22 protein-coding genes are annotated in these 23,792 nt (G+C 32.3%); 14 read left to right on the top strand and 8 right to left on the bottom strand.

Features of this window, described 5'->3' with window-relative positions:
• Position 1: 1 nt before the first annotated feature.
• The 4 genes from RMN92_RS03005 (at position 2) to RMN92_RS02990 (ending at position 5,158) form a co-directional block, all read left to right on the top strand.
• Positions 2-1,654: an alpha-amylase family glycosyl hydrolase gene (locus RMN92_RS03005; protein ID WP_309607982.1), complete on the top strand. Its 1,653-nt coding sequence runs from the start codon at positions 2-4 to the stop codon at positions 1,652-1,654.
• Between the two features lie 154 nt (positions 1,655-1,808).
• Positions 1,809-3,212, top strand: coding sequence for an alpha-amylase family glycosyl hydrolase (locus RMN92_RS03000; RefSeq protein ID WP_309607981.1), 1,404 nt, complete (start codon positions 1,809-1,811; stop codon positions 3,210-3,212).
• Positions 3,213-3,281: 69 nt separating this feature from the next.
• Positions 3,282-3,941, top strand: a complete 660-nt coding sequence (locus RMN92_RS02995) for a glycerophosphodiester phosphodiesterase family protein (RefSeq protein ID WP_309607980.1) — start codon at positions 3,282-3,284, stop codon at positions 3,939-3,941.
• Positions 3,941-5,158, top strand: a complete 1,218-nt coding sequence (locus tag RMN92_RS02990) for an NAD(P)/FAD-dependent oxidoreductase (RefSeq protein ID WP_309607979.1) — start codon at positions 3,941-3,943, stop codon at positions 5,156-5,158. Before RMN92_RS02995 ends, RMN92_RS02990 begins: the two co-directional genes overlap by 1 nt.
• On the opposite strand, the gene RMN92_RS02985 is transcribed toward RMN92_RS02990, so the two are convergent.
• The gene (locus RMN92_RS02985; RefSeq protein WP_309607978.1) at positions 5,159-5,635 is read right to left on the bottom strand and encodes a TspO/MBR family protein; all 477 of its coding nucleotides are present in this window, start codon (positions 5,633-5,635) and stop codon (positions 5,159-5,161) included. It abuts the gene before it with no gap.
• 57 nt (positions 5,636-5,692) lie between these two features.
• Here RMN92_RS02985 and RMN92_RS02980 point away from each other — a divergent pair, with 57 nt between their 5' ends.
• Genes RMN92_RS02980 through asnS form a run of 6 tightly spaced genes read left to right on the top strand, consistent with a single transcriptional unit; the run spans position 5,693 to position 10,756 of the window.
• Complete coding sequence (locus RMN92_RS02980) at positions 5,693-6,802, top strand: diphosphomevalonate decarboxylase (protein WP_309607977.1); 1,110 nt, start codon at positions 5,693-5,695, stop codon at positions 6,800-6,802.
• A gap of 37 nt (positions 6,803-6,839) precedes the next feature.
• A complete protein-coding gene (locus tag RMN92_RS02975; RefSeq protein ID WP_309607976.1) occupies positions 6,840-7,058 on the top strand; it encodes a hypothetical protein in 219 nt (72 codons plus the stop codon).
• A complete protein-coding gene (locus RMN92_RS02970; protein ID WP_309607975.1) occupies positions 7,058-7,357 on the top strand; it encodes a type II toxin-antitoxin system RelE/ParE family toxin in 300 nt (99 codons plus the stop codon). The genes RMN92_RS02975 and RMN92_RS02970 overlap by 1 nt, the downstream gene beginning before the upstream one ends.
• 13 nt (positions 7,358-7,370) lie before the next feature.
• The gene (locus RMN92_RS02965) at positions 7,371-8,309 is read left to right on the top strand and encodes a mevalonate kinase (RefSeq protein WP_309607974.1); all 939 of its coding nucleotides are present in this window, start codon (positions 7,371-7,373) and stop codon (positions 8,307-8,309) included.
• Positions 8,310-8,355: 46 nt separating this feature from the next.
• Positions 8,356-9,273 (top strand): geranylgeranylglycerol-phosphate geranylgeranyltransferase, encoded by a 918-nt coding sequence (locus tag RMN92_RS02960; RefSeq protein ID WP_309607973.1) that lies wholly within the window; start codon positions 8,356-8,358, stop codon positions 9,271-9,273.
• Between the two features lie 46 nt (positions 9,274-9,319).
• Positions 9,320-10,756: an asparagine--tRNA ligase gene (gene asnS / locus RMN92_RS02955; protein ID WP_309607972.1), complete on the top strand. Its 1,437-nt coding sequence runs from the start codon at positions 9,320-9,322 to the stop codon at positions 10,754-10,756.
• Positions 10,757-11,323: 567 nt separating this feature from the next.
• Here asnS and RMN92_RS02950 read toward each other — a convergent pair.
• On the bottom strand, positions 11,324-11,812 hold the full coding sequence (locus tag RMN92_RS02950; RefSeq protein WP_309607971.1) for a dihydrofolate reductase: 489 nt from the start codon (positions 11,810-11,812) through the stop codon (positions 11,324-11,326).
• A gap of 5 nt (positions 11,813-11,817) precedes the next feature.
• On the bottom strand, positions 11,818-12,147 hold the full coding sequence (locus RMN92_RS02945; protein ID WP_309607970.1) for a 2TM domain-containing protein: 330 nt from the start codon (positions 12,145-12,147) through the stop codon (positions 11,818-11,820).
• 231 nt (positions 12,148-12,378) lie between these two features.
• On the opposite strand from RMN92_RS02945, the gene rplM reads away from it, so the two are divergent.
• The 4 genes from rplM to tsf all read left to right on the top strand — a co-directional run bounded on the left by rplM (position 12,379) and on the right by tsf (position 15,209).
• Positions 12,379-12,834 (top strand): 50S ribosomal protein L13, encoded by a 456-nt coding sequence (rplM, locus tag RMN92_RS02940; protein WP_309607969.1) that lies wholly within the window; start codon positions 12,379-12,381, stop codon positions 12,832-12,834.
• On the top strand, positions 12,834-13,220 hold the full coding sequence (gene rpsI / locus RMN92_RS02935) for a 30S ribosomal protein S9 (RefSeq protein ID WP_309607968.1): 387 nt from the start codon (positions 12,834-12,836) through the stop codon (positions 13,218-13,220). Before rplM ends, rpsI begins: the two co-directional genes overlap by 1 nt.
• Positions 13,221-13,473: 253 nt before the next feature.
• Positions 13,474-14,277, top strand: a complete 804-nt coding sequence (gene rpsB / locus RMN92_RS02930; RefSeq protein ID WP_309607967.1) for a 30S ribosomal protein S2 — start codon at positions 13,474-13,476, stop codon at positions 14,275-14,277.
• A 107-nt stretch (positions 14,278-14,384) separates the two neighbouring features.
• Positions 14,385-15,209: a translation elongation factor Ts gene (gene tsf, locus RMN92_RS02925; protein WP_309607966.1), complete on the top strand. Its 825-nt coding sequence runs from the start codon at positions 14,385-14,387 to the stop codon at positions 15,207-15,209.
• Positions 15,210-15,526: 317 nt separating this feature from the next.
• On the opposite strand, the gene RMN92_RS02920 is transcribed toward tsf, so the two are convergent.
• From RMN92_RS02920 to RMN92_RS02900, 5 genes are all read right to left on the bottom strand, one after another.
• Positions 15,527-18,076 carry a sodium-translocating pyrophosphatase gene (locus RMN92_RS02920; RefSeq protein WP_309607964.1) on the bottom strand — a complete coding sequence of 850 codons (2,550 nt, stop codon included), beginning with the start codon at positions 18,074-18,076 and terminating at the stop codon, positions 15,527-15,529.
• Positions 18,077-18,501: 425 nt separating this feature from the next.
• On the bottom strand, positions 18,502-19,104 hold the full coding sequence (locus tag RMN92_RS02915) for a DNA-3-methyladenine glycosylase 2 family protein (RefSeq protein ID WP_309607963.1): 603 nt from the start codon (positions 19,102-19,104) through the stop codon (positions 18,502-18,504).
• Positions 19,105-19,271: 167 nt separating this feature from the next.
• Positions 19,272-21,752: a DUF5686 family protein gene (locus RMN92_RS02910; protein ID WP_309607962.1), complete on the bottom strand. Its 2,481-nt coding sequence runs from the start codon at positions 21,750-21,752 to the stop codon at positions 19,272-19,274.
• 81 nt (positions 21,753-21,833) lie between these two features.
• Positions 21,834-22,811, bottom strand: a complete 978-nt coding sequence (locus tag RMN92_RS02905) for a pyruvate dehydrogenase complex E1 component subunit beta (protein WP_309607961.1) — start codon at positions 22,809-22,811, stop codon at positions 21,834-21,836.
• A gap of 176 nt (positions 22,812-22,987) precedes the next feature.
• The gene (locus RMN92_RS02900) at positions 22,988-23,626 is read right to left on the bottom strand and encodes a hypothetical protein (RefSeq protein WP_309607960.1); all 639 of its coding nucleotides are present in this window, start codon (positions 23,624-23,626) and stop codon (positions 22,988-22,990) included.
• Positions 23,627-23,792: the final 166 nt, after the last annotated feature.

Genomic DNA, 23,792 nt, shown 5'->3' with positions numbered 1-23,792 from the left:
AATGCAAAAAATAAACAAACTCTTAGTATTGGCATTAGTTTTATTTTCAATCACTACTATTGCTCAAAAAAACAAAAAAGCAGTACAAAGACCTTTCGTATGGGAAGGAGCCAATTTATATTTTTTGATGACAGATCGTTTTAATAATGGTGACAAAACCAACGATGTGAATTTTGGCAGAGTAAAACCAACAGGGAAAGAACGTGGTTATCAAGGTGGTGATATTCGTGGAATTATTCAAAAAATAGACAATGGTTATTTCGAAAAATTAGGCACTAATGTTATTTGGATGACACCGATTGTCGAGCAAGTAAAAGGCGGAGTCGATGAAGGAACAGGATTAAGCTATTCTTTCCATGGTTATTGGACTCGTGATTGGACAAATCTTGATCCTAGTTGTGGATCTAAAAAAGATTTAGCAGAACTTGTTAGCAAAGCACACGCAAAAGGCATACGTATTATGCTTGACGCGGTAATTAATCATACGGGGCCAGTGACTGATTTTGATTCGGTGTGGCCGTCTACTTGGGTGCGAACTGAGCCCGTTTGTACTTATAACAATTACCAAAACAATACATTATGCGCTTTGGTCAAAAATCTCCCAGACATTAAAACCGAAAGCGATGAAAATGTTGAATTGCCTTCTTTTTTAATCGAAAAATGGAAATCGGAAGGACGTTATGAAAAAGAAGTCGCTTCATTGGATGCCTTTTTTAAAAGAACAGGTTATCCAAAAGCACCAAAATATTACATCATAAAGTGGTTAACGGATTATATTTTAGAATTTGGAATCGATGGCTATCGTTGTGATACAGTGAAACATACCAATGAAGATGTTTGGGTCGCTTTCAAAGCACAATGTGACTATACATTTGCTACTTGGAAGAAGAATAATCCGAAAAAAGTATTAGATAACAATCCGTTTTATACCATTGCTGAGGTTTATGGTTACGGAATAGGTGGCGGAAAATTATATGACTTTAGCGATAAAAAAGTCAATTATTTCGAAAAGGGATTCAACTCGATGATTAATTTCAGTTTCCGTTGGGATGCTGATAAAGATTATGAAACGATTTTTTCCAGTTATTCTAATAGTTTAAATACTACTTTAAAAGGAAATTCGGTATTAAATTATTTATCCTCTCATGACGATGGAAATCCGTTTGATGCAAAACGAACAAAACCATTCGAAACCGCTACAAAATTATTATTATCTCCAGGAGCATCTCAAACGTATTATGGAGACGAATCGGCTAGAAGTCTCGTTGTTGAAGGAACAATTGGCGATGCTACTTTGAGGTCGTTTATGAATTGGAATGATTTAAAATCGAATCCCGAAACTCAAAAAATACTATTACATTGGCGAAAATTAGGTCAGTTTAGAAGAAATCATGCTTCAATTGGAGCAGGAATTCACAAACAGATTTCTGTACAGCCGTATGTTTTTTCTAGAATATTTTCTAAAGAAAAAATAAATGACGCAGTGGTTATTGGATTAAATTTGCCATTGGGTAAAAAAGAAATTTCGATTGAAACAATTTTTAAAAATGGCACAAAATTGAAGGATGTCTATTCTGGAAAAACAACAAGTGTTGTCAATGGGAAAGCTTCTATTGATTCGCAATTTGACATCGTATTATTAGAGAAAAACTAAACATTAAGAAGTTAAGAATGAATTAAGGGTTTCATTAAGACTTAATTTTCTTAATGTAAAACTTAACTTCTTAATGGTAAAATTTAAACAGTTAGGATTTCAATAAAGCTTATTTTCTTAATGGTAAAAAAATAAAAAACTAAATTTTAAAAAAATGAAAAAAATAATTTTAACAGCATTAACACTAGCGTCATTAGTTAGTTGCAAAAAAGACCCTGCAAAAGCACTTTTAAATGATAAAGTAGAAATTGAAGCTGTAAAACCAGAATTGGCAGAGAATGCAGTTATTTATGAAGCCAATATTCGCCAGTTTTCGCCTGAAGGTACTTTTAATGAATTTACTAAAGACATTCTTAAACTAAAAAAAATGGGCGTAAAAGTGCTTTGGCTGATGCCGATTCACGAAATAGGAATAAAAAACCGAAAAGCAAAAGGAGATGTATCTATTGAAGCCATTACAGATACTATTGAAAAGAAAAAATACCTAGGAAGTCATTATTCTGTAAAAGATTATAGAAGTTTAAATAGCAATTATGGGACCAAAGAAGACTTTCAAAAACTAATAAATGAGGCACATAAAAATGGCATTTATGTTATAATTGATTGGGTTGCCAACCATACATCTTGGGATCATGAATGGATAACCAAACATCCAGAATATTATACTCGTGACAAAGCAGGAAAAATGATTGCACCCTTTGATTGGACAGATGTTGCCGAGTTAGATTTCAACAACAAAAATCTTCGCAAAGCCATGATTGATGATATGAAATATTGGCTTAGCGAATTTAATATCGATGGTTTCCGTTGCGATGTTGCTGGAGAAGTTCCAACCGATTTTTGGGATACAGCAACTGCCGAATTAAACAAAATAAAACCTGTATTTATGCTAGCTGAAGCCGAAAAGGCAGAATTGCAAGTTAAAGCTTTCGATATGGGTTATGGCTGGGAAGCACACCATATTTTTAACGGAATTGCAAAAGGTGAAAAAACAGTTAAAGATTGGGATAATTATGTTATAAAATTGGATTCCGTTTTACAAAAAGACGATATTAATATGAATTTTACTTCCAACCACGACGAAAATTCATGGAACGGGACTGAATATGAAAGATTGGGCGATGCTGTCGAAGTCTTCGCAGCAATGAGCTACGCCGTTCCTGGCATGCCATTAATTTATAATGGACAAGAATACGATCTTAAAAAGAGATTGCGTTTTTTTGAAAAAGATACCATTCCACATACAGAAGGAAAAATGGGCTCGATATATGAGAAGTTAGGAAAGTTAAAAGTCGAAAACGAAGCATTAAATGGCGGAAAAAATAAAGCATCTTACAAAAGGATTGCTACTTCAGACAATCTATCAATTTTAGCTTTTGAAAGAGAAAAAAATGGTAAAAAAGTTATTTTTATTGCCAATTTATCGAAAACTCCTAAACAATTTACTTTGCCAACAGAAGGTATTTATACTGATAGTATGAGTGGTCAAAAAATAACGTTGTCCAAAGGTCAAAAACATGATTTCAAACCTTGGCAATATTTAATTCTGACGAATTAAAAATATTTGGCAAAAAAGTAAAAAAGCGCAAATCAGATAATGGTTTGTGCTTTTTTTATACATTTGGTTATGTTAAAAATTGGACATCGCGGAGCAAAAGGCTACGCTGCTGAAAATACTTTGGCTTCATTTGAAAAAGCCATAAATTTAAATGTTGATGGAATCGAACTAGATGTTCATGTAAGCTTGGATGGCGAAGTTATGGTCATTCACGATGAAACAATCGATAGAACAACAACATCAACTGGATTGGTTAAAAATTTATCATCTACAACTTTAAAATCTTATGGAATTCCTACGCTAATGGAAGTTTTAAATTTGATAAATAATAAGTTATTGGTCAATATTGAACTAAAAAGTAATAATTCAGTCGAAAAAGTTATTGATATTATTAATTTTTATATTTCCGAAAAAAAATGGAATTCAGAAAATTTTATCATTTCAAGTTTTAATTGGGAATTGCTATTGAAAGTAAAAACACTAAACAAAAACATAAAAATTGGCGTTTTAACCGAAGAAAAACTGCAATCAGCAATAGCTTTCGCTAAGGAAAATAATGCTTTTTCTATAAATCCGTACTTCAAATTACTAAACATAGAAAATGTGCAAATAATGCAAAAAGAAGGATTTCAAGTGCATACTTGGACTGTGAATTCATTTGAAGACATTACCTTTGTCAAAAAAATGAAAGTCGATGCTATAATTTCTGATTTTCCAGATAGAATATAATGAACACAAAATACGATATAATAGTAGTTGGTGGCGGTGCAGCTGGTTTTTTTACAGCCATCAACATCGTCGAAAATAATCCAAAATTAAAAGTTGCCATTTTGGAACGTGGACAAGAAGTGCTAACCAAAGTTCGTATTTCTGGTGGAGGTCGTTGCAATGTGACGCATGCTTGTTTTGTCCCTCATGATTTGGTGAAGTTTTATCCTCGTGGGGAAAAAGAATTGCGTGGTCCATTTCATCAATTCTGTTCTGGCGATACTATTGATTGGTTCCAAAAGCGTGGCGTAGAACTCAAAATTGAAGATGATGGCAGGATGTTTCCTATTTCAAATTCATCACAAACCATTATAGATTGTTTTTTGGAAGCCAGTAAAAAACTTGGAATAGATATTTTGATTGGACAAAGTGTGCAATCACTTTTTAAAAGTGAAGACTATTGGAAAGTAGAAACCAATCACGAAACTTTTGCTTGCAAAAATTTAATTATGACCACCGGAAGTAATCCAAAAATATGGGAAATGCTCCAAAATTTAGGACATAAAGTTATTGAACCTGTTCCATCTTTATTTACTTTCAATATAAAAGATGCAAGAATAAAAGATTTAATGGGACTTTCTGCTCTTGCAACAGTCAAAGTAAAAAATTCTAAACTAGAAGCTTCAGGTCCATTATTGATTACACATTGGGGAATGTCTGGACCAGCAATATTAAGACTTTCTGCTTGGGGTGCCATCGAATTGGCAGAAAAAAAATACCAATTTGCAATACTAGTCAATTGGTTAAACGATAAAACATTTGAAGAAACTGCAACAATTTTAAGAGAATTAAAACTCGAACATTCAAAAAAAGCGGTTTCTAAAAAATCACCATTCGATTTTCCAAACAGATTATGGGAAAACATCGTTTCAGCATCGCAAATTGATGCAGAAACAAAATGGTCAGATTTGAATAAAAATCAATTGACAAATTTAACCAATCAACTCACCAATGCCGAATTTCAAGTCAACGGAAAAAGCACATTCAAAGAAGAATTTGTCACCGCTGGCGGCATCGATTTAAAAGAAATCAATTTTAAAACCATGGAAAGCAAGATCTTGCCTAACTTATATTTCGCTGGAGAAATTGTAAATATTGATGCGATAACAGGCGGATTCAACTTTCAAAATGCCTGGACAAGTGGATTTATTGTAGCAGATAATTTTGGTGATGATTAATCACTTATTAAGCCACCAAATACTTCCGTTCAAAATCGTAGCAAAACTTACCCATGCCAAATAAGGATATAGTAACTTTGAAGCCAAACCATCAATAGGTTTAAAAACTTTAATCGTTTCAAAAATAAACAACCAAAGCAATAAAATTTCAATAAAAGCTAAAAGCGGATTGCAAAGTCCGAAGAAAAGAATGGACCACAAAGCATTTAAGCCCAATTGTATTCCGAAAATAATCATAGCAGATTTTACGACTTTTTTATCTTTAAAATTACTCGACCAAATCAATCCAAAAGCAATTCCCATCATTATATATAAAACAGTCCAAACTGGCGCAAAAAGCCAACTCGGCGGATTAAAAAATGGTTTATTTACTGTCAGAAACCAAGTTTTTACAGAGGATTGTGTTGCAAAACCAGATAAAAATCCTACCAGAACACAAACAGAAATCGAAATTATAATTTTTACAGATTTATTCATATCGCAAATTTACTTACAAATAAACAAAAAAAGTATCTTTGAAGAAATTTTTACAATATGCTTTCAGAAAAAGATTTTATTTTTAATACCAATATAAATTACATAGAAAACGGAAGTTTTGAATGGAGTTCTCCAAGTAATATTGCTTTAGTCAAATATTGGGGCAAAAAACAGCATCAAATTCCAGCCAATCCATCAATAAGTTTTACTTTAAGTAATTGCAAAACTATTACAAAGTTGGTCTTTTTAAAACGTAATATCTCGACTGCGCTCGATATGACAACTTCAAATTTCTCTTTCGATTTATTATTTGAAGGTAAACCAAAAGAAGATTTCAAACCAAAAATTCAAAAATTTTTCGAACGAATTTTTGAATATTGTCCTTATTTGAAAGATTATCATTTTACGATTGATACCCAAAATACGTTTCCACACAGTTCAGGAATTGCTTCGTCAGCTTCAGGAATGGCAGCTTTGGCAATGAATATTATGAGTTTGGAAAAAGCTTTAAATCCATTAATATCTGAAGATTATTTTTATCAAAAAGCATCTTTTTTGGCTCGATTGGGTTCAGGTAGCGCTTGCAGAAGCGTGAAAGGAAGTATTGTGGTTTGGGGAAAAAATAATTCAATAGTGGAAAGTTCCGATTTATTTGGAGTTGAATTTCCAACAACAATTCATCAGAATTTTAAAAACTATCAAGATACAATTTTACTAGTTGACAAAGGCGAAAAGCAAGTTTCGAGTACGGTTGGACATGATTTGATGCACAATCATCCGTACGCAGAAAGACGATTTGAACAAGCGCATTACAATTTATCCAAAATAAAAACTGTTCTTGAAACTGGAAATTTAGTAGAATTCATCCAAATTGTAGAAAGTGAAGCCCTGACTTTGCATGCTATGATGATGACTTCCCTACCCTATTTTATTTTGATGAAACCCAATACTTTAGAAATAATCAATAAAATTTGGAGATTCAGAAATGAAACTAAAATTCCAGTATGTTTTACGCTCGATGCAGGTGCCAATGTTCATATTTTGTATCCCGAAAACGTTGTAAATGAAGTTTTGCAATTTATTAAGAACGAATTAGTTGGCTATTGCCAAAATGGTCAGTACATTTGTGACGAAATTGGAAATGGAAGTCAGTTGATAATAGAATAATATTTTTTTATATCTTTATATTCTGAAATAGTAAATTATGGACATTCAGTTAGAAAAAAAAGCTTTAATTAAAATGATAGAAGAAACGAATGATTCTTCCATTATAGCTTCTATAAAAAAGATTTTTAAAACGGAGAAAAAAGATTTTTGGGATGAGTTGACAGATGAGCAAAAATTTGAAATTGAGGAATCTGATAGGGAAATTGAAAGAGGAGAATATGTTAATTTTGAAGATTTTATTAAAAAATATATTTAATGAGGGAAATAATAATTTCTACTCGTGCTCAAAAAAATATAGCTAAGTTACTTGAATATTTAGAATTAAAATGGTCTGAAAAAGTTAGAAAAGAGTTTGCAGTAAAATTATATAATGCAATAAAAATAATTAGGAATAATCCAGAAAGCTTTCCAAAATCAGAAATTAATTCGAAGTATAATAAATGCGTAATAACAAAACAGTCAACTATTTATTATCGTTATAATTTAAATCAAGTTAGAGTTTTATCACTATTCGACACAAGACAAAACCCAATAAGAATTAAGAAAATAAAATAATTTTCAAAAATATATGAAAGGACCCTTATTTTACTCAAAAATACTACTTTTCGGAGAATACGGAATTATTCGCGATTCAAAAGGATTGTCAATTCCGTATAATTTTTATAATGGTGCGTTGAAAACTGATGGAAATACTTCATCAGAAGCTATAAAATCAAATGGAAATTTGAAACGTTTTGTTGCTTATTTAGAAACTTTACAAAATGAACAACCAGCATTGGTTATCTTCAACTTAGAAATTTTAAAAGCAGATGTTGAAAATGGGATGTATTTTGATTCTAGTATTCCTCAAGGATATGGCGTAGGAAGTAGCGGCGCCCTTGTAGCAGCTATTTATGATAAATATGCGCAAAATAAAATTACTGTTTTAGAAAATCTTACTCGTGAAAAATTATTGACTTTGAAAAATATTTTTTCTCAGATGGAATCTTTCTTTCATGGAAAAAGTTCTGGCTTAGATCCTTTAAATAGTTATTTAAGCATTCCTATTCTAATTAATTCCAAAGACAATATTGAAGCGACAGGAATTCCGACCCAAAGTTTAGACGGGAAAGGTGCTGTTTTCTTGTTAGATTCAGGAATTGTTGGTGAAACTGCTCCAATGGTGAGTATTTTTATGGAAAAATTGAAAGATCAGGGTTTCCGAAAAATGCTAAAATCTCAATTTATTAAATACACAGATGCTTGTGTAGAAAACTTTTTGGGTGGCGATATGAAATCTTTATTTGCCAATACCAAAAAATTATCAAAAGTGGTATTAAATAATTTTAAACCTATGATTCCTGAGCAATTTCATCAATTGTGGCAACGCGGAATTGATTCAAATGATTATTATTTAAAGCTCTGTGGATCTGGCGGCGGTGGTTATATTTTGGGTTTCACGCAAGATTTAGAAAAAGCAAAAGCTTCGCTTAAAGAATATAAATTGGAAGTAGTTTATCAGTTTTAAATTTCTAGAAAATTTAAAGAAATTTAGTCCATCAAAATTAAAATTCATGCTAAAAAGAAAATCAAAACTGCTACTGATGAAAATCTTCAGTTTATTTTCTGTGGTTCGTGGCTATAATATTCCAATCATTGTTTTAGCACAATATTTGTCCTCTATTTTTATATTAGACAAAGAAAGAAGAACTTTGGATATTATATTGGATTGGCGACTTTTTATCATCGTTTTTGTTTCGACCCTTACCATTGCTTCTGGTTATATTATCAATAGTTTCTACGATTCTGCCAAAGATTTAATCAATCGTCCAAAAAAATCTATGCTTGACAGATTGGTAAGTCAAAAAACCAAATTGCAAGTATATTTTGGCTTAAATTTTTTAGCCGCAGCTTTAGCATTTATAGTTTCTTGGCGTGCATCGCTGTTTTTTTCTGTTTATATTTTTCTAATTTGGTTCTATTCACATAAACTAAAAAAGTATCCCATTGTTGGCAATTTAACCGCATCATTATTGGCCGTTTTACCATTTTTTGGTATTTTATTATATTTTAAAAACTTTTATCCAGAAATTTTCGCACATGCTAGCTTTTTATTTTTGTTAATTCTAATACGTGAAATGATTAAAGATTTAGAAAATATAAAAGGGGATATTGCCAATGATTATCAAACAATTCCTGTGCGATTTGGCATCAAGGTTTCAAAAAATATGATCACTTTACTAACTTTTTTAACCATTATTCCAGTGTATGTTTTAATTGAAAAATATGATGTTGGTTATATGGACATTTATTTTTATGTTAGTTTAATGGTACTAGTTTTTTTCTGCATTAAACTTTGGAAATCAGAAACTCAAAATGACTATCTTGAATTGCATAACATTTTAAAAACCATAATTGTTGCAGGCGTTTTTTCAATTGTTTTGATTGATCCATCGGTATTATTGCATGGAAAAACTTTATTGAAATTCTAACAAATCAATTATATTTGCAAATATTATCACCTTTTTTAAAATTACAATGAAACATACAAAAATACTTGGCTTACTCGATAGCGACAAAACAATTCAAGAAGTAAACGCCAAAGGATGGGTTAGAAGTTTTAGAAACAATCAATTCATCGCTCTAAACGATGGATCTACAATAAATAATATTCAATGCGTTGTCGATTTTGAAAACACACCTGACGACATATTAAAAAGAATTACCACTGGAGCCGCAATTTCTGTTACAGGAGCTTTGATTGAAAGTCAAGGTGCTGGACAAAAATATGAAATTCAAGTTTTAAAATTAGAAATCCTTGGCGATTCAGATGCTGAAAAGTTTCCAATACAACCAAAAAACAAACCTAGCTTAGATTTTTTACGTGAAAACGCACATTTGCGTGTAAGAACCAATATGTTTGGCGCTATTATGCGAGTAAGATCGGTTTTATCATTTGCCGTACACAGCTATTTCCAAGAAAAAGGTTTTGTATATGTAAACACGCCTATAATTACTGGAAGTGACGCAGAAGGTGCTGGAGAAATGTTTAAAGTAACCGCTTTACCATTTGACAATACACCAAGAACTGAAGATGGAAAAGTAAATTATAAAGAAGATTTTTTTGGAAAGGAAACCAATTTAACAGTCTCAGGACAATTGGAAGGAGAAACTTTTGCAATGGCTTTAGGTCAAATTTACACTTTTGGACCTACTTTTAGAGCAGAAAATTCGAATACTTCCCGCCATTTGGCTGAATTTTGGATGATTGAGCCCGAAGTGGCTTTCAATGATTTGAATGACAATATGGATTTGGCAGAAGATTTTATAAAATATGTTGTAAAATATACTTTAAACAAATGTGCCGATGATTTGAAATTTTTGGAAACTCGTTTAATCGATGAAGAAAAGTCAAAACCACAAGCAGAGCGCAGTGAAATGTCTTTGTTAGAAAAATTAAATTTTGTTTTAGAAAATAATTTCAAACGCGTTTCTTATACTGAGGCTATTGATATTTTAAGAGATTGTACACCAAATAAAAAGAAAAAATTCAATTATATTATTGACCAATGGGGAGCGGATTTACAATCTGAACATGAACGCTATTTAGTTGAAAAACACTATAAATGTCCAGTAATTTTGTTTGATTATCCAGCCAATATCAAAGCATTTTATATGCGGTTGAACGAAGATGGAAAAACAGTTCGTGCTATGGATATTCTTTTTCCAGGCATTGGAGAAATAGTTGGTGGATCGCAGCGTGAAGAACGTTTGGATGTTTTAGTCGAAAAAATGAAAGCATTGGGTATAGATGAAGAAGAATTGTGGTGGTATTTGGATACACGACGATTTGGAACAGCTGTTCATTCTGGTTTCGGTCTAGGATTTGAACGCTTGGTACTTTTTGTAACAGGAATGACCAATATACGCGATGTAATTCCTTTTCCTAGAACGCCATTAAATGCAGAATTTTAAATAAAATAAAGTCTTTAGAAACTAAATTATACTTTAAAATTTAAGCATATTCACAAAAAATTTGTGTTTTTAAAATATTTAAAGAAATTACTATATCGAACATATTATACTTAAAATAATTATCTGTTAATTCATGTCAAAATAAAAAATATTTTATTGATAACATTCTGTTGAATTAATTTATTTTTTATAACTTCTAACTAAAATTAGTGAGTAAATAAAATACTAAAAATTAGGGATTGTGTATTCTAAAACAGTTTATTATTTTTGACAAGAGATAAAGGTATTAATAGAATTTCTGAAGTAAGATATTTAGGTGTAGTAGGCTAAATTTTTTATTTCAACAAATCAGATCAGTTTTCTATTGAGTATTAAAGTGTTTTTGGATTAAGTTAGTTTTAGTTTTTTTTAAGAAATTTTGGTTTAATTGTATTTCGATTGTGGTATTTTGAAATGCGAAGTTTAAAATGGTAATTACCATTTGTACTTAATATAAAACCAGATTAAGATTCAAAATTTTATGAACCCTCTTTATTAATTTAAACACCTTTCGAGGTGTTTTTTTATTTAAAGTTTACGATTGTAGGTTTCAAATGTGAAACTATATTTGTGTTTTTCATCTATTGAATGAAATTCAGATTTTACTAAATTCCACTCATACATATTGATTTCTGGAAAAAATGCATCAGCTTCAAAGTTACCATTCACACGAGTCAATTCTATGCAATTTGAAATATCGAGAGATTGGTTGTAAATTTCGCCTCCGCCAATAATAAAAATATTTTCATTTTTCGGACACATGGCGATTGCCTCCTGAACTGAATTGGCAATAAAACATCCATCAGTAATTTTATAATTTTTATTTCTAGTAATTACTATATGGGTTCTATTTGGCAGGGGTTTTGGAAAGCTTTCAAATGTTTTTCTTCCCATAATAATATAATGTCCAGAGGTGATGTTTTTAAACCTTTTAAAATCATCTGGCAAGTGCCAAATTATTTTATTGTCTTTTCCCAATTCATTGTTTTGACCTACTGCTGCAATTATTGTAATCATTAAGTTTATTGATTTTTTTGGTCTAAATCTTTTTGAAACTGTTCTATTTTGCGCTCTTGTTTTTGAATCAATTTGTCAATTTGGGTGCGTTCCCAGTTTTTATTCATAAAACTATCGGTAATAAATATCCGAATAAAATGCATGATGAATATAAAACTTAGAATAGTAATAACCCACATAAACCAATGGTATTCGTAATAAATTTTTAATAATTTATTTACTATAATCGAAAATATACTAACCAATACAAAAATCACAAAGTGAAAATACAAGCGTTTTTTTTGCTTTAAACGTTGCCTAGCGTATTCGTATTGTTCGTGTTGACTTTGATCCATATGAACTTTAAATAAAGGCTAAAGGTAAAATTATTTTTTTAAATAATAAATTTTATTTAAAACATAACCAAAGCCAATATGATACATCTTTAAGCAAAGAAAATTAATTTTTGTAAACATCTGAAAAGCAACAAAAAAGAATTTTACGATAGCAGTTTGCATTATAAAAAAATATTTGTACTTTTGCGCTCCCTTTATTGGGAATGGAATGTTTAATTAAAATAAATTATTGTGAACGCATTAAGCTACAAGACAGTTTCAGCAAGCAAAGCAACCGTATCCAAAGAATGGATTGTGGTAGACGCTGACGGTCATAACTTAGGTCGTCTTGCTTCAAAAGTCGCTATGATCTTGAGAGGTAAGTACAAACCAAGTTATACACCACACGTGGACTGTGGAGATAACGTAATAGTTATCAACTCAGAAAAAATTAACCTTACAGGTAACAAAATGGATGAAAAAACATACATCCGTCACACAGGTTACCCAGGAGGACAAAGAAGTTTGACTGCAAAAGTATTGCAATCAAAAAATCCTGCTCTATTAGTAGAAAAAGCAGTAAAAGGAATGTTACCTAAAAATAAATTAGGAGCAGAGCTTTTTAGAAATTTAAATGTTGTTGTTGGTACAGAGCACAAACAAGGTGCGCAAAAGCCAAAAACAGTTAACCTTAACGATCTTAAGTAATGGGAGTTATTCACAAAATCGGTAGAAGAAAAACAGCTGTTGCACGTGTATACGTTTCTGAAGGAACAGGAGTAATCACTGTAAACAAAAAAGCATTTGCAACTTATTTTCCAACAGCTACTTTACAGTACAAAGTTTTACAACCAATGTCTTTGACAGAAAATGTAGGCAACTTTGATATTAAAGTAAATGTATACGGAGGAGGAAGCACAGGTCAAGCAGAAGCTGTACGTATGGCAATTGCTAGAGTTATGTGTGAAGTTGGAGAAGGAAACAGAGCCATCTTGAAACCAGAAGGATTGTTAACGAGAGACCCAAGAATGGTTGAACGTAAAAAATTCGGTCAGAAGAAAGCTCGTAAGAGATTCCAATTCTCTAAACGTTAATATTCAATCTGAACTCGTTTCAGATTCTCAAAGAGATGCTGAAAAAATTTCAGCATAAATATTTAAAAACAAAGTTATTGTTGCTCTTCCTGTTGAGACAGGAAATTAGTTTAGCATCTAAATGATTTTAAGTATTGAAAGATTGAAAGATTGAAAGATTGAAAGATTTGAAAAAATCGAAGAATCAAAAAATCAAAAAATCGAAAAATCGAAAAAAACATTGCTAATACAACAGAACGTAAACTATTACAAAATGGCAAATAAAATTGAAGTTAAAGACTTACTAGAAGCAGGTGTTCACTTTGGACACATGACTAGAAAATGGGATCCAAACATGGCTCCTTATATTTATATGGAACGTAATGGAATTCACATTATAAACCTATATAAAACTGCAGCAAAAATTGAAGAAGCAAATGAAGCTCTGAAAAAAATTGCCGCATCAGGTAGAAAAATACTTTTCGTAGCTACCAAAAAACAAGCAAAAGACATTGTAGCTGAAAAAGCTGCTGCTGCAAACATGCCTTACATCACTGAAAGATGGCCAGGCGGAATGCTTACAAATTTCATTACTATCAGAAAAGCCGTTAAAAAAATGGGAACTATCGATAGAATGAAAAAAGACGGAACTTTCATGACATTGTCAAAAAAAGAACGTTTGCAAGTAGACCGTTTGCGTGCGAAATTAGAAAAAAACTTAGGTTCTATTTCTGATATGTCAAGATTGCCTGCTGCATTATTTGTAGTAGATATCAAAGCTGAACACATTGCAATTAAAGAGGCTCAAAAATTAAACATTCCAGTTTTTGCTATGGTAGATACCAACTCAGACCCACGTCTAGTTGAATACGTTATCCCAGCAAATGATGATGCCTCTAAATCAATCGATAAAGTTTTAACGCTTGTAACTGCTGCAATCATTGAAGGTCTTTCAAACAGAACTTCGGATAAAGAAGGAGATGCTCCAACAGATGAAGTTACTACTGAAGTTGTTGAAGTTGCAGATACAAAAGCTGAAGAAGCGGCTGTAGTTGCTGAAGCTAAAACAGAAGAATAAATAAATTTGAAGATTGAAAGATTGAAAGATTAAAAAATTGAATGCAGTTTTGCAAATCAATTAAGTCTTTCAATCTTTTTATCTTTTAATCTTTAAATAAAAAAATTATGGCAACAATTACTGCTGCAGACGTAAATAAATTAAGAACCATCACCGGAGCTGGAATGATGGATTGCAAAAAAGCATTAGTAGAATCTGACGGAGATTTTGATTTAGCGATCGAAAACCTACGTAAAAAAGGTCAAAAAGTAGCTGCAAATCGTTCTGATAGAGAATCTACAGAAGGTGCTGCAATTGCTGTTGTAAACGAAGCAAAAACTGCTGGAGTTGTCATCACATTGAACTGTGAAACTGACTTCGTAGGTATGAACGAAAATTTCGTTAAAATGGCTACCGAAATGGCTCATTTGGCTTTAAACTTTAATACAAAAGAAAAATTTTTAGCTTCCGATTTTCACGGAATTAGTGTTGCTGATAAATTAATTGAGCAAACAGGAGTTATCGGAGAAAAATTGGAAATCAGAACTTTCGAAAAATTAGAAGGTGCTTTTGTTGGTTCCTATATTCACTCTGGAAATAAAATTGCTACTTTAACAGCATTATCTGCAAATGTTGCAGGTGCAGAAGAAGCAGCAAGAAATATTTCTATGCAAGCTGCGGCTATGTCTCCAATTGCTTTGAATGAAGAAGGAGTTGATGCAGCTGTTATTGCAAAAGAAATTGAAATTGCAAAAGATTTGCTTCGTCAAGAAGGAAAGCCAGAAGCTATGATCGAAAATATTGCCAAAGGGAAACTAGGGCGTTTTTTCAAAGATAATACATTAGTAAACCAAGATTACATCAAAGATAGCTCAATGAGCGTTGCAACTTATGCAAAATCTATCGATGCAAACTTAATTATTACAGGTTTCAAAAGAGCTGCTTTAGGATAATTCTTAATAGCCTATTATATCAAATCCCATCTGCTTTAAATAAGCTAGATGGGATTTTTTTATTTTGTCCGTTTCTTAAATTTAAATTACGTTAAAAGATTTAAACCAATTTATACAAACAATTTATACAATATAAATAAGGTAAAGTATTGAGATGGAAAGTCTACAGATAAAGAAAGGAAGTGGGAAGACTTGAAAAATAAAGCCTGCCGCGAAGTTTTTTACGAAGAGCCTGTCCCAAATAACAATACCAAACTATAAGACATAAAAAAACCTCGAGAAATTCTCGAGGTTACTATTTTATAAATATGCTATTTTTATTTTAAAGCGTCAATCTTTGCTTTAACCTCTGCTTGTGTTCCTTCAAAAGTTTGAACCCCAGCTTCTGTAGTTACAGTTGCTTTTGATTTTCCATCGGTATTTGTAACTTCAATTCTAACCGTCTTTTCTGATTTATTTTCAATGGTAATCATTTTTTCTTGAGAAGCAATAAACTTTCCAGTCTCATCATAATGAGACATACATGCCGATTTTTCTTCAGCACTGCAACCTTTTTCATCACACATTGCAGCACATTCTTCCTTAGTCATTGTTGCCATTTTAGTCATATCGCATTTTGAACTAGCGTATGATTTCATTTCACTTTTAGCTTCTGATGTATCACAACAAACTGCTTTTTGGATATTGGCATGACTTCCATTTCCTAAAATTGGTGCAATTACCAATCCAATTAAACAAGTCAATTTAATTAAAATATTCATTGAAGGTCCAGAAGTATCTTTAAATGGATCTCCAACAGTGTCCCCAGTTACTGCGGCTTTGTGCGCATCTGAACCTTTGTATGTCATTTCGCCATTGATCATTACTCCTGCTTCAAAAGACTTTTTAGCATTGTCCCAAGCACCACCTGCATTATTTTGAAAAACTGCCCAAAGCACACCAGACACGGTAACTCCAGCCATATATCCACCCAACATTTCAGCTATTAATTGGTTATTATCTCCGTAAACCAATTTGCCTAAAAGTACAATAGCGATTGGAAAACCAATGGTCATAATTCCTGGCAACATCATTTCGCGTAGCGCGGCTTTTGTTGAAATATCTACACATTTTGCATATTCTGGTTTTCCAGTTCCTTCCATAATTCCTGGAATTTCCTTGAATTGACGACGTACTTCGTACACCATATCCATAGCTGCTTTTCCAACAGAATTCATCGCTAATGCAGAGAAAACTACTGGTATCATTCCACCAATAAACAACATAGCCAAAACTGGCGCTTTGAAAATATTAATTCCATCAATTCCTGTAAAGGTTACATAAGCTGCAAACAAAGCCAATGAAGTTAATGCAGCCGAAGCAATTGCAAAACCTTTTCCTGTTGCCGCAGTTGTGTTTCCAACTGAATCTAAAATATCTGTTCTAGTTCTAACTTCTTTAGGCAATTCACTCATTTCAGCGATTCCACCAGCATTGTCAGAAATTGGTCCGAAAGCATCAATTGCCAATTGCATTGCAGTTGTAGCCATCATTGCCGATGCAGCCAAAGCTACTCCGTAAAATCCTGCAAAAGCATAAGATGCCCAAATTGCTGCAGCAAATAAAATTACTGTTGGAAAAGTAGAAATCATTCCTGTTGCCAAACCAGCAATTACGTTAGTCCCTGCTCCTGTTGATGATTTTTGTACAATAGCCATAACTGGTTTTGTACCCAATCCTGTGTAATATTCAGTTACTGATGAAATTGTTGCTCCAACAACCAATCCTACTATTGTTGCATAGAACACTCTCATTGAAGAAATATCTTTTATTCCTTCACCGAAGAAACTCATTTTCATAGTTTCTGGCAACATGTATTTTACTAAAACATAACAAGAAATAGCTGTTAAGGCAATTGAAATCCAGTTTCCTATATTTAAAGCTTTTTGAACCTGTGCTTCTTTTGCATTGTCATCAGAAATTTTCACAACCATTGTTCCAATGATAGAGAATAAAATTCCGAAACCAGCTATAGCCATTGGTAATAGGATTGGTCCAATTCCCCCGAAAGCGTCCTGAATATTTCCACCCATATCTTTAATTACATAGTTTCCAAGAACCATGGCTGCTAAAACTGTTGCAACGTAAGAACCAAATAAATCGGCACCCATACCAGCAACATCACCAACATTGTCTCCAACGTTATCTGCAATTGTAGCAGGATTACGAGGATCGTCTTCTGGAATTCCAGCTTCAACTTTACCCACTAAGTCGGCCCCAACATCTGCAGCTTTTGTATAAATTCCTCCACCAACACGTGCAAACAATGCGATAGACTCAGCACCCAAAGAGAAACCAGCTAATGTTTCTAGAACAATGGTCATATCTTCTGTAGATGTCCAAACACCATTCATGAAAAATTTGAAAAAGAAAATAAAAAATCCTGTCAAACCAAGAACTGCAAGACCTGCAACACCTAATCCCATTACTGTTCCACCACCAAATGAAACTTTCAATGCTTGTGGCAAACTAGTACGTGCGGCTTGAGTAGTACGAACATTGGTTTTAGTAGCAATTTTCATTCCCATATTTCCAGCCAAAGCTGAGAAAAATGCTCCAAATATAAATGCTACAACTATTAATATATGTGTAGTTGGTACCAAGAAAGAAATCCCAGCCAAAACAATACTTGCCAAAACAACAAATATGGCTAGTAAACGATATTCTGCTTTAAGGAAAGCCAATGCACCTTCATAGATATAATCTGAAATTTCTTTCATTTTTCCATCGCCAGCATCTTGTTTTAATACCCAACTTCTTTTGATTGCCATAAAAATCAATCCGATGATTGCCATTACAATTGGCACATAAATCATTATTGTATTCATAAATTCAATTTTTGTTATCAATTTTATCGGGTGCAAAAGTAAGAAAATTTTAAGAAATAATGTGAGTTATGATAAAAATGTGTACTTTCAATGTTATAAATCTGTTATTCAATTTTTTACGATGCATAAAAACCTTGAAAATTATGACATTAAACCACTGTAAATAAAATTCTTTAGTGGTTTTGGGTTTAATAAAATTATAATGTTAGTGAAGATTTATTTTACTACAATTTTTTTAATCCTTCCAAATTTATCGTTTCTTATTCTAATTAAATAAATCCCTGAAGATGCATAACTCATGTCTAAATCATAACTGTAACGACCATTTATATTTTGAATTCTGTGGTAAACTAATCTTTTTTTGACTTTCAGTTAATTATGAAAATTATTTGTACTATTTTTAATGTAAATTAAAATGAAAACATTTAATATTCTATACTTCTATTTCTTTTTTGCAAATAATGATGCCATAAGAAAAAGGTAGCCATAGATCTGTATGGAGCCCATTTTTGAGTGTAAACTTCCATTTCTTCTTTATTGTGAATGTCTAGCAATTCTTTTATTGTATTGACAACCGCAATATCTCCAAGTGGAATAATATCAGGTGTTTTAAGGCAAAACATAAGATAAATATCGATAGTCCAATTTCCAATACCTTTAATTTTAATGAGTTCGAAACGTACTTGGCCTGAGGATTTTGATGGTAAACTTTCTAAATCAATTGTTTTTTCTATTATGGCTTCTGCGAGGCATTTTATATATTTGGTTTTCTGTCTGCTTACGCCAATATCTCTAAATTCTTGATCAGGCAAATTTATTAATGTAGAAGGTTCAAGGTTTTTTACTGTATTTTTTAATTTTAAAAATGTGGCTTTGGCAGAATTGATAGACACTTGTTGCTCCAAAATTAATAATACTAATGTTTCGAAACCTTGTGGTCTTGATGGAATAATGGGCAAACCATAGGTGTTTTTGATGGTTTGAAAAATTGGTTCATTTGCTGTTAAAAAATCGATGGCTTGTTGCATATTATTATTTATTTTAGCCGCGGTTGTAGCGGAAAGCCTTTTGAAGAATCACTATATTTTTTCTTATACTAAAAAAGCGACCAATCCCGATAGCTATCGGGACTTTTTGGTATTTAGAAAAAAATAATGATTCGAAAAAGCTTGAAGCGAAAAACGGGAAATAGCTTCTAGAAATAAAACCCAAACGAACCTTTTATGGTGAATTTTTTGGCATCGGGCAACTCTAAATAGCTACCTCGCCAAGAAAAATCTATACGAAAAACTTTGAAAATATTGGCTATTCCAGCATTGTACTCCCAGTAGCCTTTGGTTGGCGCCACATAATTTATTCCTGATGCGTTGATGGCTTTGTTTTCGTCTGAAATGCTTCCGTAGACACCTTTTACACCCACTATTTCACGCCAGTTTAGCTTTTTCATGAATGGAATTCTAGAAAATATTTTGCCGCTAAAATGGTGCTCCAAATGTATGGATGTGTATTGATCTGTTATGAATTCGTAATAATTCATCAAATTGTAGGTATTGTCGATTGTAAAATAGGATTGATTTCCTGGCACAACCGCCATAAGCCCTAAAGGTACAGTTCCGAAAATTTTGCCAACCTCAACAGTGGTTACCAATCGACCCAAACCGCCCACCAATATGGGCTGACGATAGTAAAGTTGCAATTTTTGGTATTCAAAATCGCTATTGAAAATGCCTTTCAAGCCTTGACTTAAATTTACAAATACTCGAGGATAAAAACTTTCTACCTCTAGCCTATCCACGCCATAGCCAACTGTTAATCTTTTTGGCGTGTAGTCGAGCCCAACTGTAAATTCATATTGTTTCACTTTTGAAGCTATTTCGCCTGTTTCTAAATTTTTAAAATAGTTTAAACTGAATGTTTGCGAGGCAGATTCCAATTTTCTAAATGAGAAACCTGCATTGAAAACTAAGTTTTTGAATGGTTCAATTTCTGCACCTACCGTTGTTAAATTTACATTGGTCAACTTGCTATTATCGCCGCTGGCAAAAAAGGAAGAAGATGCAAAACTTCGTCCTAAAACATCGTTGGAAGTGGTTAGGCTTACTCCTATTTGCTCAATATCTGTTCTATTTCCTGCGGATAGTATTAATCGATTTTTTTTGTCAACCATCCACCTTGCTGAAACACCGTATTTTAGTTTATTATCTTTCAATCCATAGGCTGAGTAACCTTGAATTCTCCAAAGGTCGTTTGGTCCAAAATAGGTTCTACCTCCTACTCTGATTCTAACTCCTTCGATATCATTGTATCCAAAAGTTGAAAATAATGGACCATAATCAAATTTCCCTAATTGATAGTATCCGCTTGCCAAAACAGTGACAAAATTATACATCTGTTTGAACTTTTTTACGGTTTTGAGTGTATCGAGCATTTTATAAACCCCAGCTTCGTTTTTACTCAAAGATTCCATACGGTTTTCTTGCCAATATTCATCAGATTTATTGAATGCTTGTTGGTCGTAACTATTTACTTCTTGTTTGTAGAATTTATCCGGCTTGACTATATCAAATTTATAATCACTATAGAGTGTTGTTCGTTTGCCATAAACACCTTTTGATTTTTCTTTTTTATTTAATGAAAAATCAGACATCATGTGGTCGCGTTTTAATAGAAAAACAGAGTCGTTGAGTACATCAAATTCTTGCTCTACATAAATATCTTTGACCCAGTTTATATTTGCACTTTTGGTTGCTGCCATATTTATTTTTTTGATGGCAAATGTAGTGTCGCTCACCCAAAAGTCACCTTTGAAAGTGAGTTCGCCTTTTCTTCGAGGATAATATACAATATTGAAACATCGTTTATTATCTATGTAGGCTGTGTCGCTCAAAACATAGTTATAGGTATTGATACCAGTAGTCGACAATGGACTTACAAAGTTTTTATCGAAGAAAGTAAGGTAATTGTTGTAAATATTATATTCAGAATATAAATCTTTCACAAAAGTATCTACACCATTTCCGGTTCCAAGTCCAGAATTTTTATTGGCTTTTAAAATTTCTTTCTTTTTATCTAATCCGGTATTATCGCCGTAAACTTCATAAATAGATTCGTTTATAAATATGGGCAAAAAGGTTTTTCCTGTAATTTTGGAAGTATCTATTTGTTTAAAAATAAATTCAAGTCCTTTAAAAACCCTGTTTTTCATAAAAGCCGAATCGATAGTATTCATATCGAACTCCACTTTTTCATACTTATTCATTTCGTATTGCTTAAATATTTGCAAACCGTTTTTACGTTTTCGTTCCCAGATTTTTCTTAAAATATCAACTGCTGGATTGTTTTTCTTTGAAGTTTTTCCACTATAAATTTTAACTTCTTCAAGAGCATTTGCGCCAGAAAAAGTAATATTCATATTATAGTTAACTGCTTTTATTAAAGTAATTTCTTTGTTTTTGAAACCTACATAGGAGATTACGAGAATTTTTTGGTCTGAATCTGATTCGATATAAAATTTCCCGTTTTCATCTGTGGTTACACATTGCTTATTGCTTTTAAAGCAAACATTTGCATAAGGTATGGTTGCTTTAAATTCATCATAAACCACACCACTTACTTTGGTTTGCGCGACAATTCCAACTGAAAATAAGATTATAAATTTGAATAGAAATTTCTTCATATAAATTTTAAAATAAAAAACTTCACCAGTTTACGATGAAGTTTCAAATATAGTTATTGATTATTTGAAAAATCAAACAATCTACTTGTACATTACTTTTTTAACTGCTTTTATAACATCTTGTGCGTTAGGCAACCATTCTTTTAATAAAGTTGGTGCGTACGGCGCAGGCGTATCTGCAGTAGTGATACGTTGAATAGGTGCGTCCAGAAAATCGAAAGCACGCTCTTGAACGATATATGTAATTTCAGAAGCCACACTTGCAAAGGGCCAAGCTTCTTCCAAAACTACCAATCTATTTGTTTTTTTTACAGATTTTAAAATGCACTCATAATCCATTGGGCGAACGGTACGCAAATCAATAATTTCACAAGAAATATTTTCTTTGGCCAATTCATCGGCGGCAATGTGTGCTTCTTTTATAATTTTTCCAAATGAAACTATCGTTACATCTGTTCCTTCTCTTTTAATATCTGCAACACCAATTGGAATAATATAATCTTCCTCTGGTACTTCTCCTTTGTCTCCATACATTTGCTCCGATTCCATAAAAATAACTGGATCATTGTCGCGAATAGCAGCTTTTAAAAGACCTTTGGCATCATAAACAGTACTAGGTACAATAACTTTTAAACCGGGTGTGTTGGCAAACCAGTTCTCAAAGGCTTGTGAATGTGTTGCGCCGAGTTGACCAGCAGATGCAGTTGGTCCACGAAAAACCATCGGCATTGGAAATTGACCCGCAGACATTTGGCGCATTTTTGCAGCATTATTTATTATTTGATCAATTCCAACTAACGAGAAATTGAAAGTCATGTACTCTACAATTGGTCTGCAACCATTCATAGCAGATCCTACAGCAATTCCAGCAAAGCCAAGTTCCGCAATTGGAGTATCAATTACTCTTTTGGCTCCAAACTCTTCAAGCATACCTTTAGAAGCTTTGTATGCTCCATTGTATTCTGCAACTTCTTCACCCATTAAATAAACTGACTCATCTCTGCGCATTTCCTCGCTCATTGCTTCACAAATAGCTTCTCTAAATTGTATCGTTCTCATATATTTTGTTGTATGATTGTAAAATTGAATGACAAAAATAATTATTTAAAACGATAAAAATGTTTTTTAAGTAGATTTTATAATTCGTTAATTAAAAAAAGTTGATTTTAATATAATAAAATCAGAAAAGTGACTTACAAAGTGTCGCTTTTTTTATTCTATTATGAAACTGTATTTTATTGAAACACTATATCTATAAATGGAATAGAATTATTATTGTCGTTTGCACTTACTTGCCCATTAAGATTTTGAGTATAGAAATCAGAGTCTGTAATCGTTAAATTAACAAATGTTTTGGGAAAACTCACATTTCCAGCACCTGTTACATTATTGCTAACGCAACGACCTGCTCCATTTGGATTGGCTACTGTTGCAGGTCCGTATCTTTTTATTTTGTAGGATCTTCCTGCAACTAATACTAGAGGCGTAGTTAAAGCCGTATAACTTGTGACTGTAGAAGAAAAAGTAGATGTTATTGTCCTAGCAACCGTATTATTAACAGTATCATAAATATCTATTACGTAGTTTTGACTGGCTAAAGTGGTTTGACTTTGATAGCCAATACTACAAATAGTGGCCGCATTTGTTACATTAAAAGTATATTCGTGAGTGACTGCATTATTATAACCTGATAAATTTTCAGGAAAAGCAGTTGTATTTAATGGGTTGTACAATTGCTGAAATAATGTGTTTGTTGAAACGCAAGAAGCATTATTAGCCGGAATAATAGTGGGCGCAGAGTCGTTTGAACTACAACTTGCAATTGCTATTGAAGATAATAGTAAGAGGCTAATTTTTTTTAAATAATTTTTCATAATTTGGGACTTAATATTCATATAATATCATTGTTGTCCGATAAAAAATATCAGAGGGTTAATTTTTCTTTATATTCATTTACTTTACGAGGTTTTAGCTTATCTTAACTTGTATTTCACTACTGCCTTTAGAGTTCGATAAACGAAAAAATATAATTTTTAGTTT

Origin of the sequence: Flavobacterium sp., from assembly GCF_031363805.1 — a bacterium.
GTDB lineage: Bacteria > Bacteroidota > Bacteroidia > Flavobacteriales > Flavobacteriaceae > Flavobacterium.
The sequence above is the reverse complement of the archived record's forward strand: the minus strand, read 5'-3'. Positions and strand labels throughout refer to the sequence as shown.

Bases quoted from the DNA above. Each gene is read 5' to 3' on its own strand.
- RMN92_RS03005 (WP_309607982.1), top strand. From the start codon at position 2: ATGCAAAAAATAAACAAACTCTTAGTATTGGCATTAGTTTTATTTTCA.
- RMN92_RS03000 (WP_309607981.1), top strand. From the start codon at position 1,809: ATGAAAAAAATAATTTTAACAGCATTAACACTAGCGTCATTAGTTAGT.
- RMN92_RS02995 (WP_309607980.1), top strand. From the start codon at position 3,282: ATGTTAAAAATTGGACATCGCGGAGCAAAAGGCTACGCTGCTGAAAAT.
- RMN92_RS02990 (WP_309607979.1), top strand. From the start codon at position 3,941: ATGAACACAAAATACGATATAATAGTAGTTGGTGGCGGTGCAGCTGGT.
- RMN92_RS02985 (WP_309607978.1), bottom strand. From the start codon at position 5,635: ATGAATAAATCTGTAAAAATTATAATTTCGATTTCTGTTTGTGTTCTG.
- RMN92_RS02980 (WP_309607977.1), top strand. From the start codon at position 5,693: ATGCTTTCAGAAAAAGATTTTATTTTTAATACCAATATAAATTACATA.
- RMN92_RS02975 (WP_309607976.1), top strand. From the start codon at position 6,840: ATGGACATTCAGTTAGAAAAAAAAGCTTTAATTAAAATGATAGAAGAA.
- RMN92_RS02970 (WP_309607975.1), top strand. From the start codon at position 7,058: ATGAGGGAAATAATAATTTCTACTCGTGCTCAAAAAAATATAGCTAAG.
- RMN92_RS02965 (WP_309607974.1), top strand. From the start codon at position 7,371: ATGAAAGGACCCTTATTTTACTCAAAAATACTACTTTTCGGAGAATAC.
- RMN92_RS02960 (WP_309607973.1), top strand. From the start codon at position 8,356: ATGCTAAAAAGAAAATCAAAACTGCTACTGATGAAAATCTTCAGTTTA.
- asnS (WP_309607972.1), top strand. From the start codon at position 9,320: ATGAAACATACAAAAATACTTGGCTTACTCGATAGCGACAAAACAATT.
- RMN92_RS02950 (WP_309607971.1), bottom strand. From the start codon at position 11,812: ATGATTACAATAATTGCAGCAGTAGGTCAAAACAATGAATTGGGAAAA.
- RMN92_RS02945 (WP_309607970.1), bottom strand. From the start codon at position 12,147: ATGGATCAAAGTCAACACGAACAATACGAATACGCTAGGCAACGTTTA.
- rpsI (WP_309607968.1), top strand. From the start codon at position 12,834: ATGGGAGTTATTCACAAAATCGGTAGAAGAAAAACAGCTGTTGCACGT.
- rpsB (WP_309607967.1), top strand. From the start codon at position 13,474: ATGGCAAATAAAATTGAAGTTAAAGACTTACTAGAAGCAGGTGTTCAC.
- tsf (WP_309607966.1), top strand. From the start codon at position 14,385: ATGGCAACAATTACTGCTGCAGACGTAAATAAATTAAGAACCATCACC.
- RMN92_RS02920 (WP_309607964.1), bottom strand. From the start codon at position 18,076: ATGAATACAATAATGATTTATGTGCCAATTGTAATGGCAATCATCGGA.
- RMN92_RS02915 (WP_309607963.1), bottom strand. From the start codon at position 19,104: ATGCAACAAGCCATCGATTTTTTAACAGCAAATGAACCAATTTTTCAA.
- RMN92_RS02910 (WP_309607962.1), bottom strand. From the start codon at position 21,752: ATGAAGAAATTTCTATTCAAATTTATAATCTTATTTTCAGTTGGAATT.
- RMN92_RS02905 (WP_309607961.1), bottom strand. From the start codon at position 22,811: ATGAGAACGATACAATTTAGAGAAGCTATTTGTGAAGCAATGAGCGAG.
- RMN92_RS02900 (WP_309607960.1), bottom strand. From the start codon at position 23,626: ATGAAAAATTATTTAAAAAAAATTAGCCTCTTACTATTATCTTCAATA.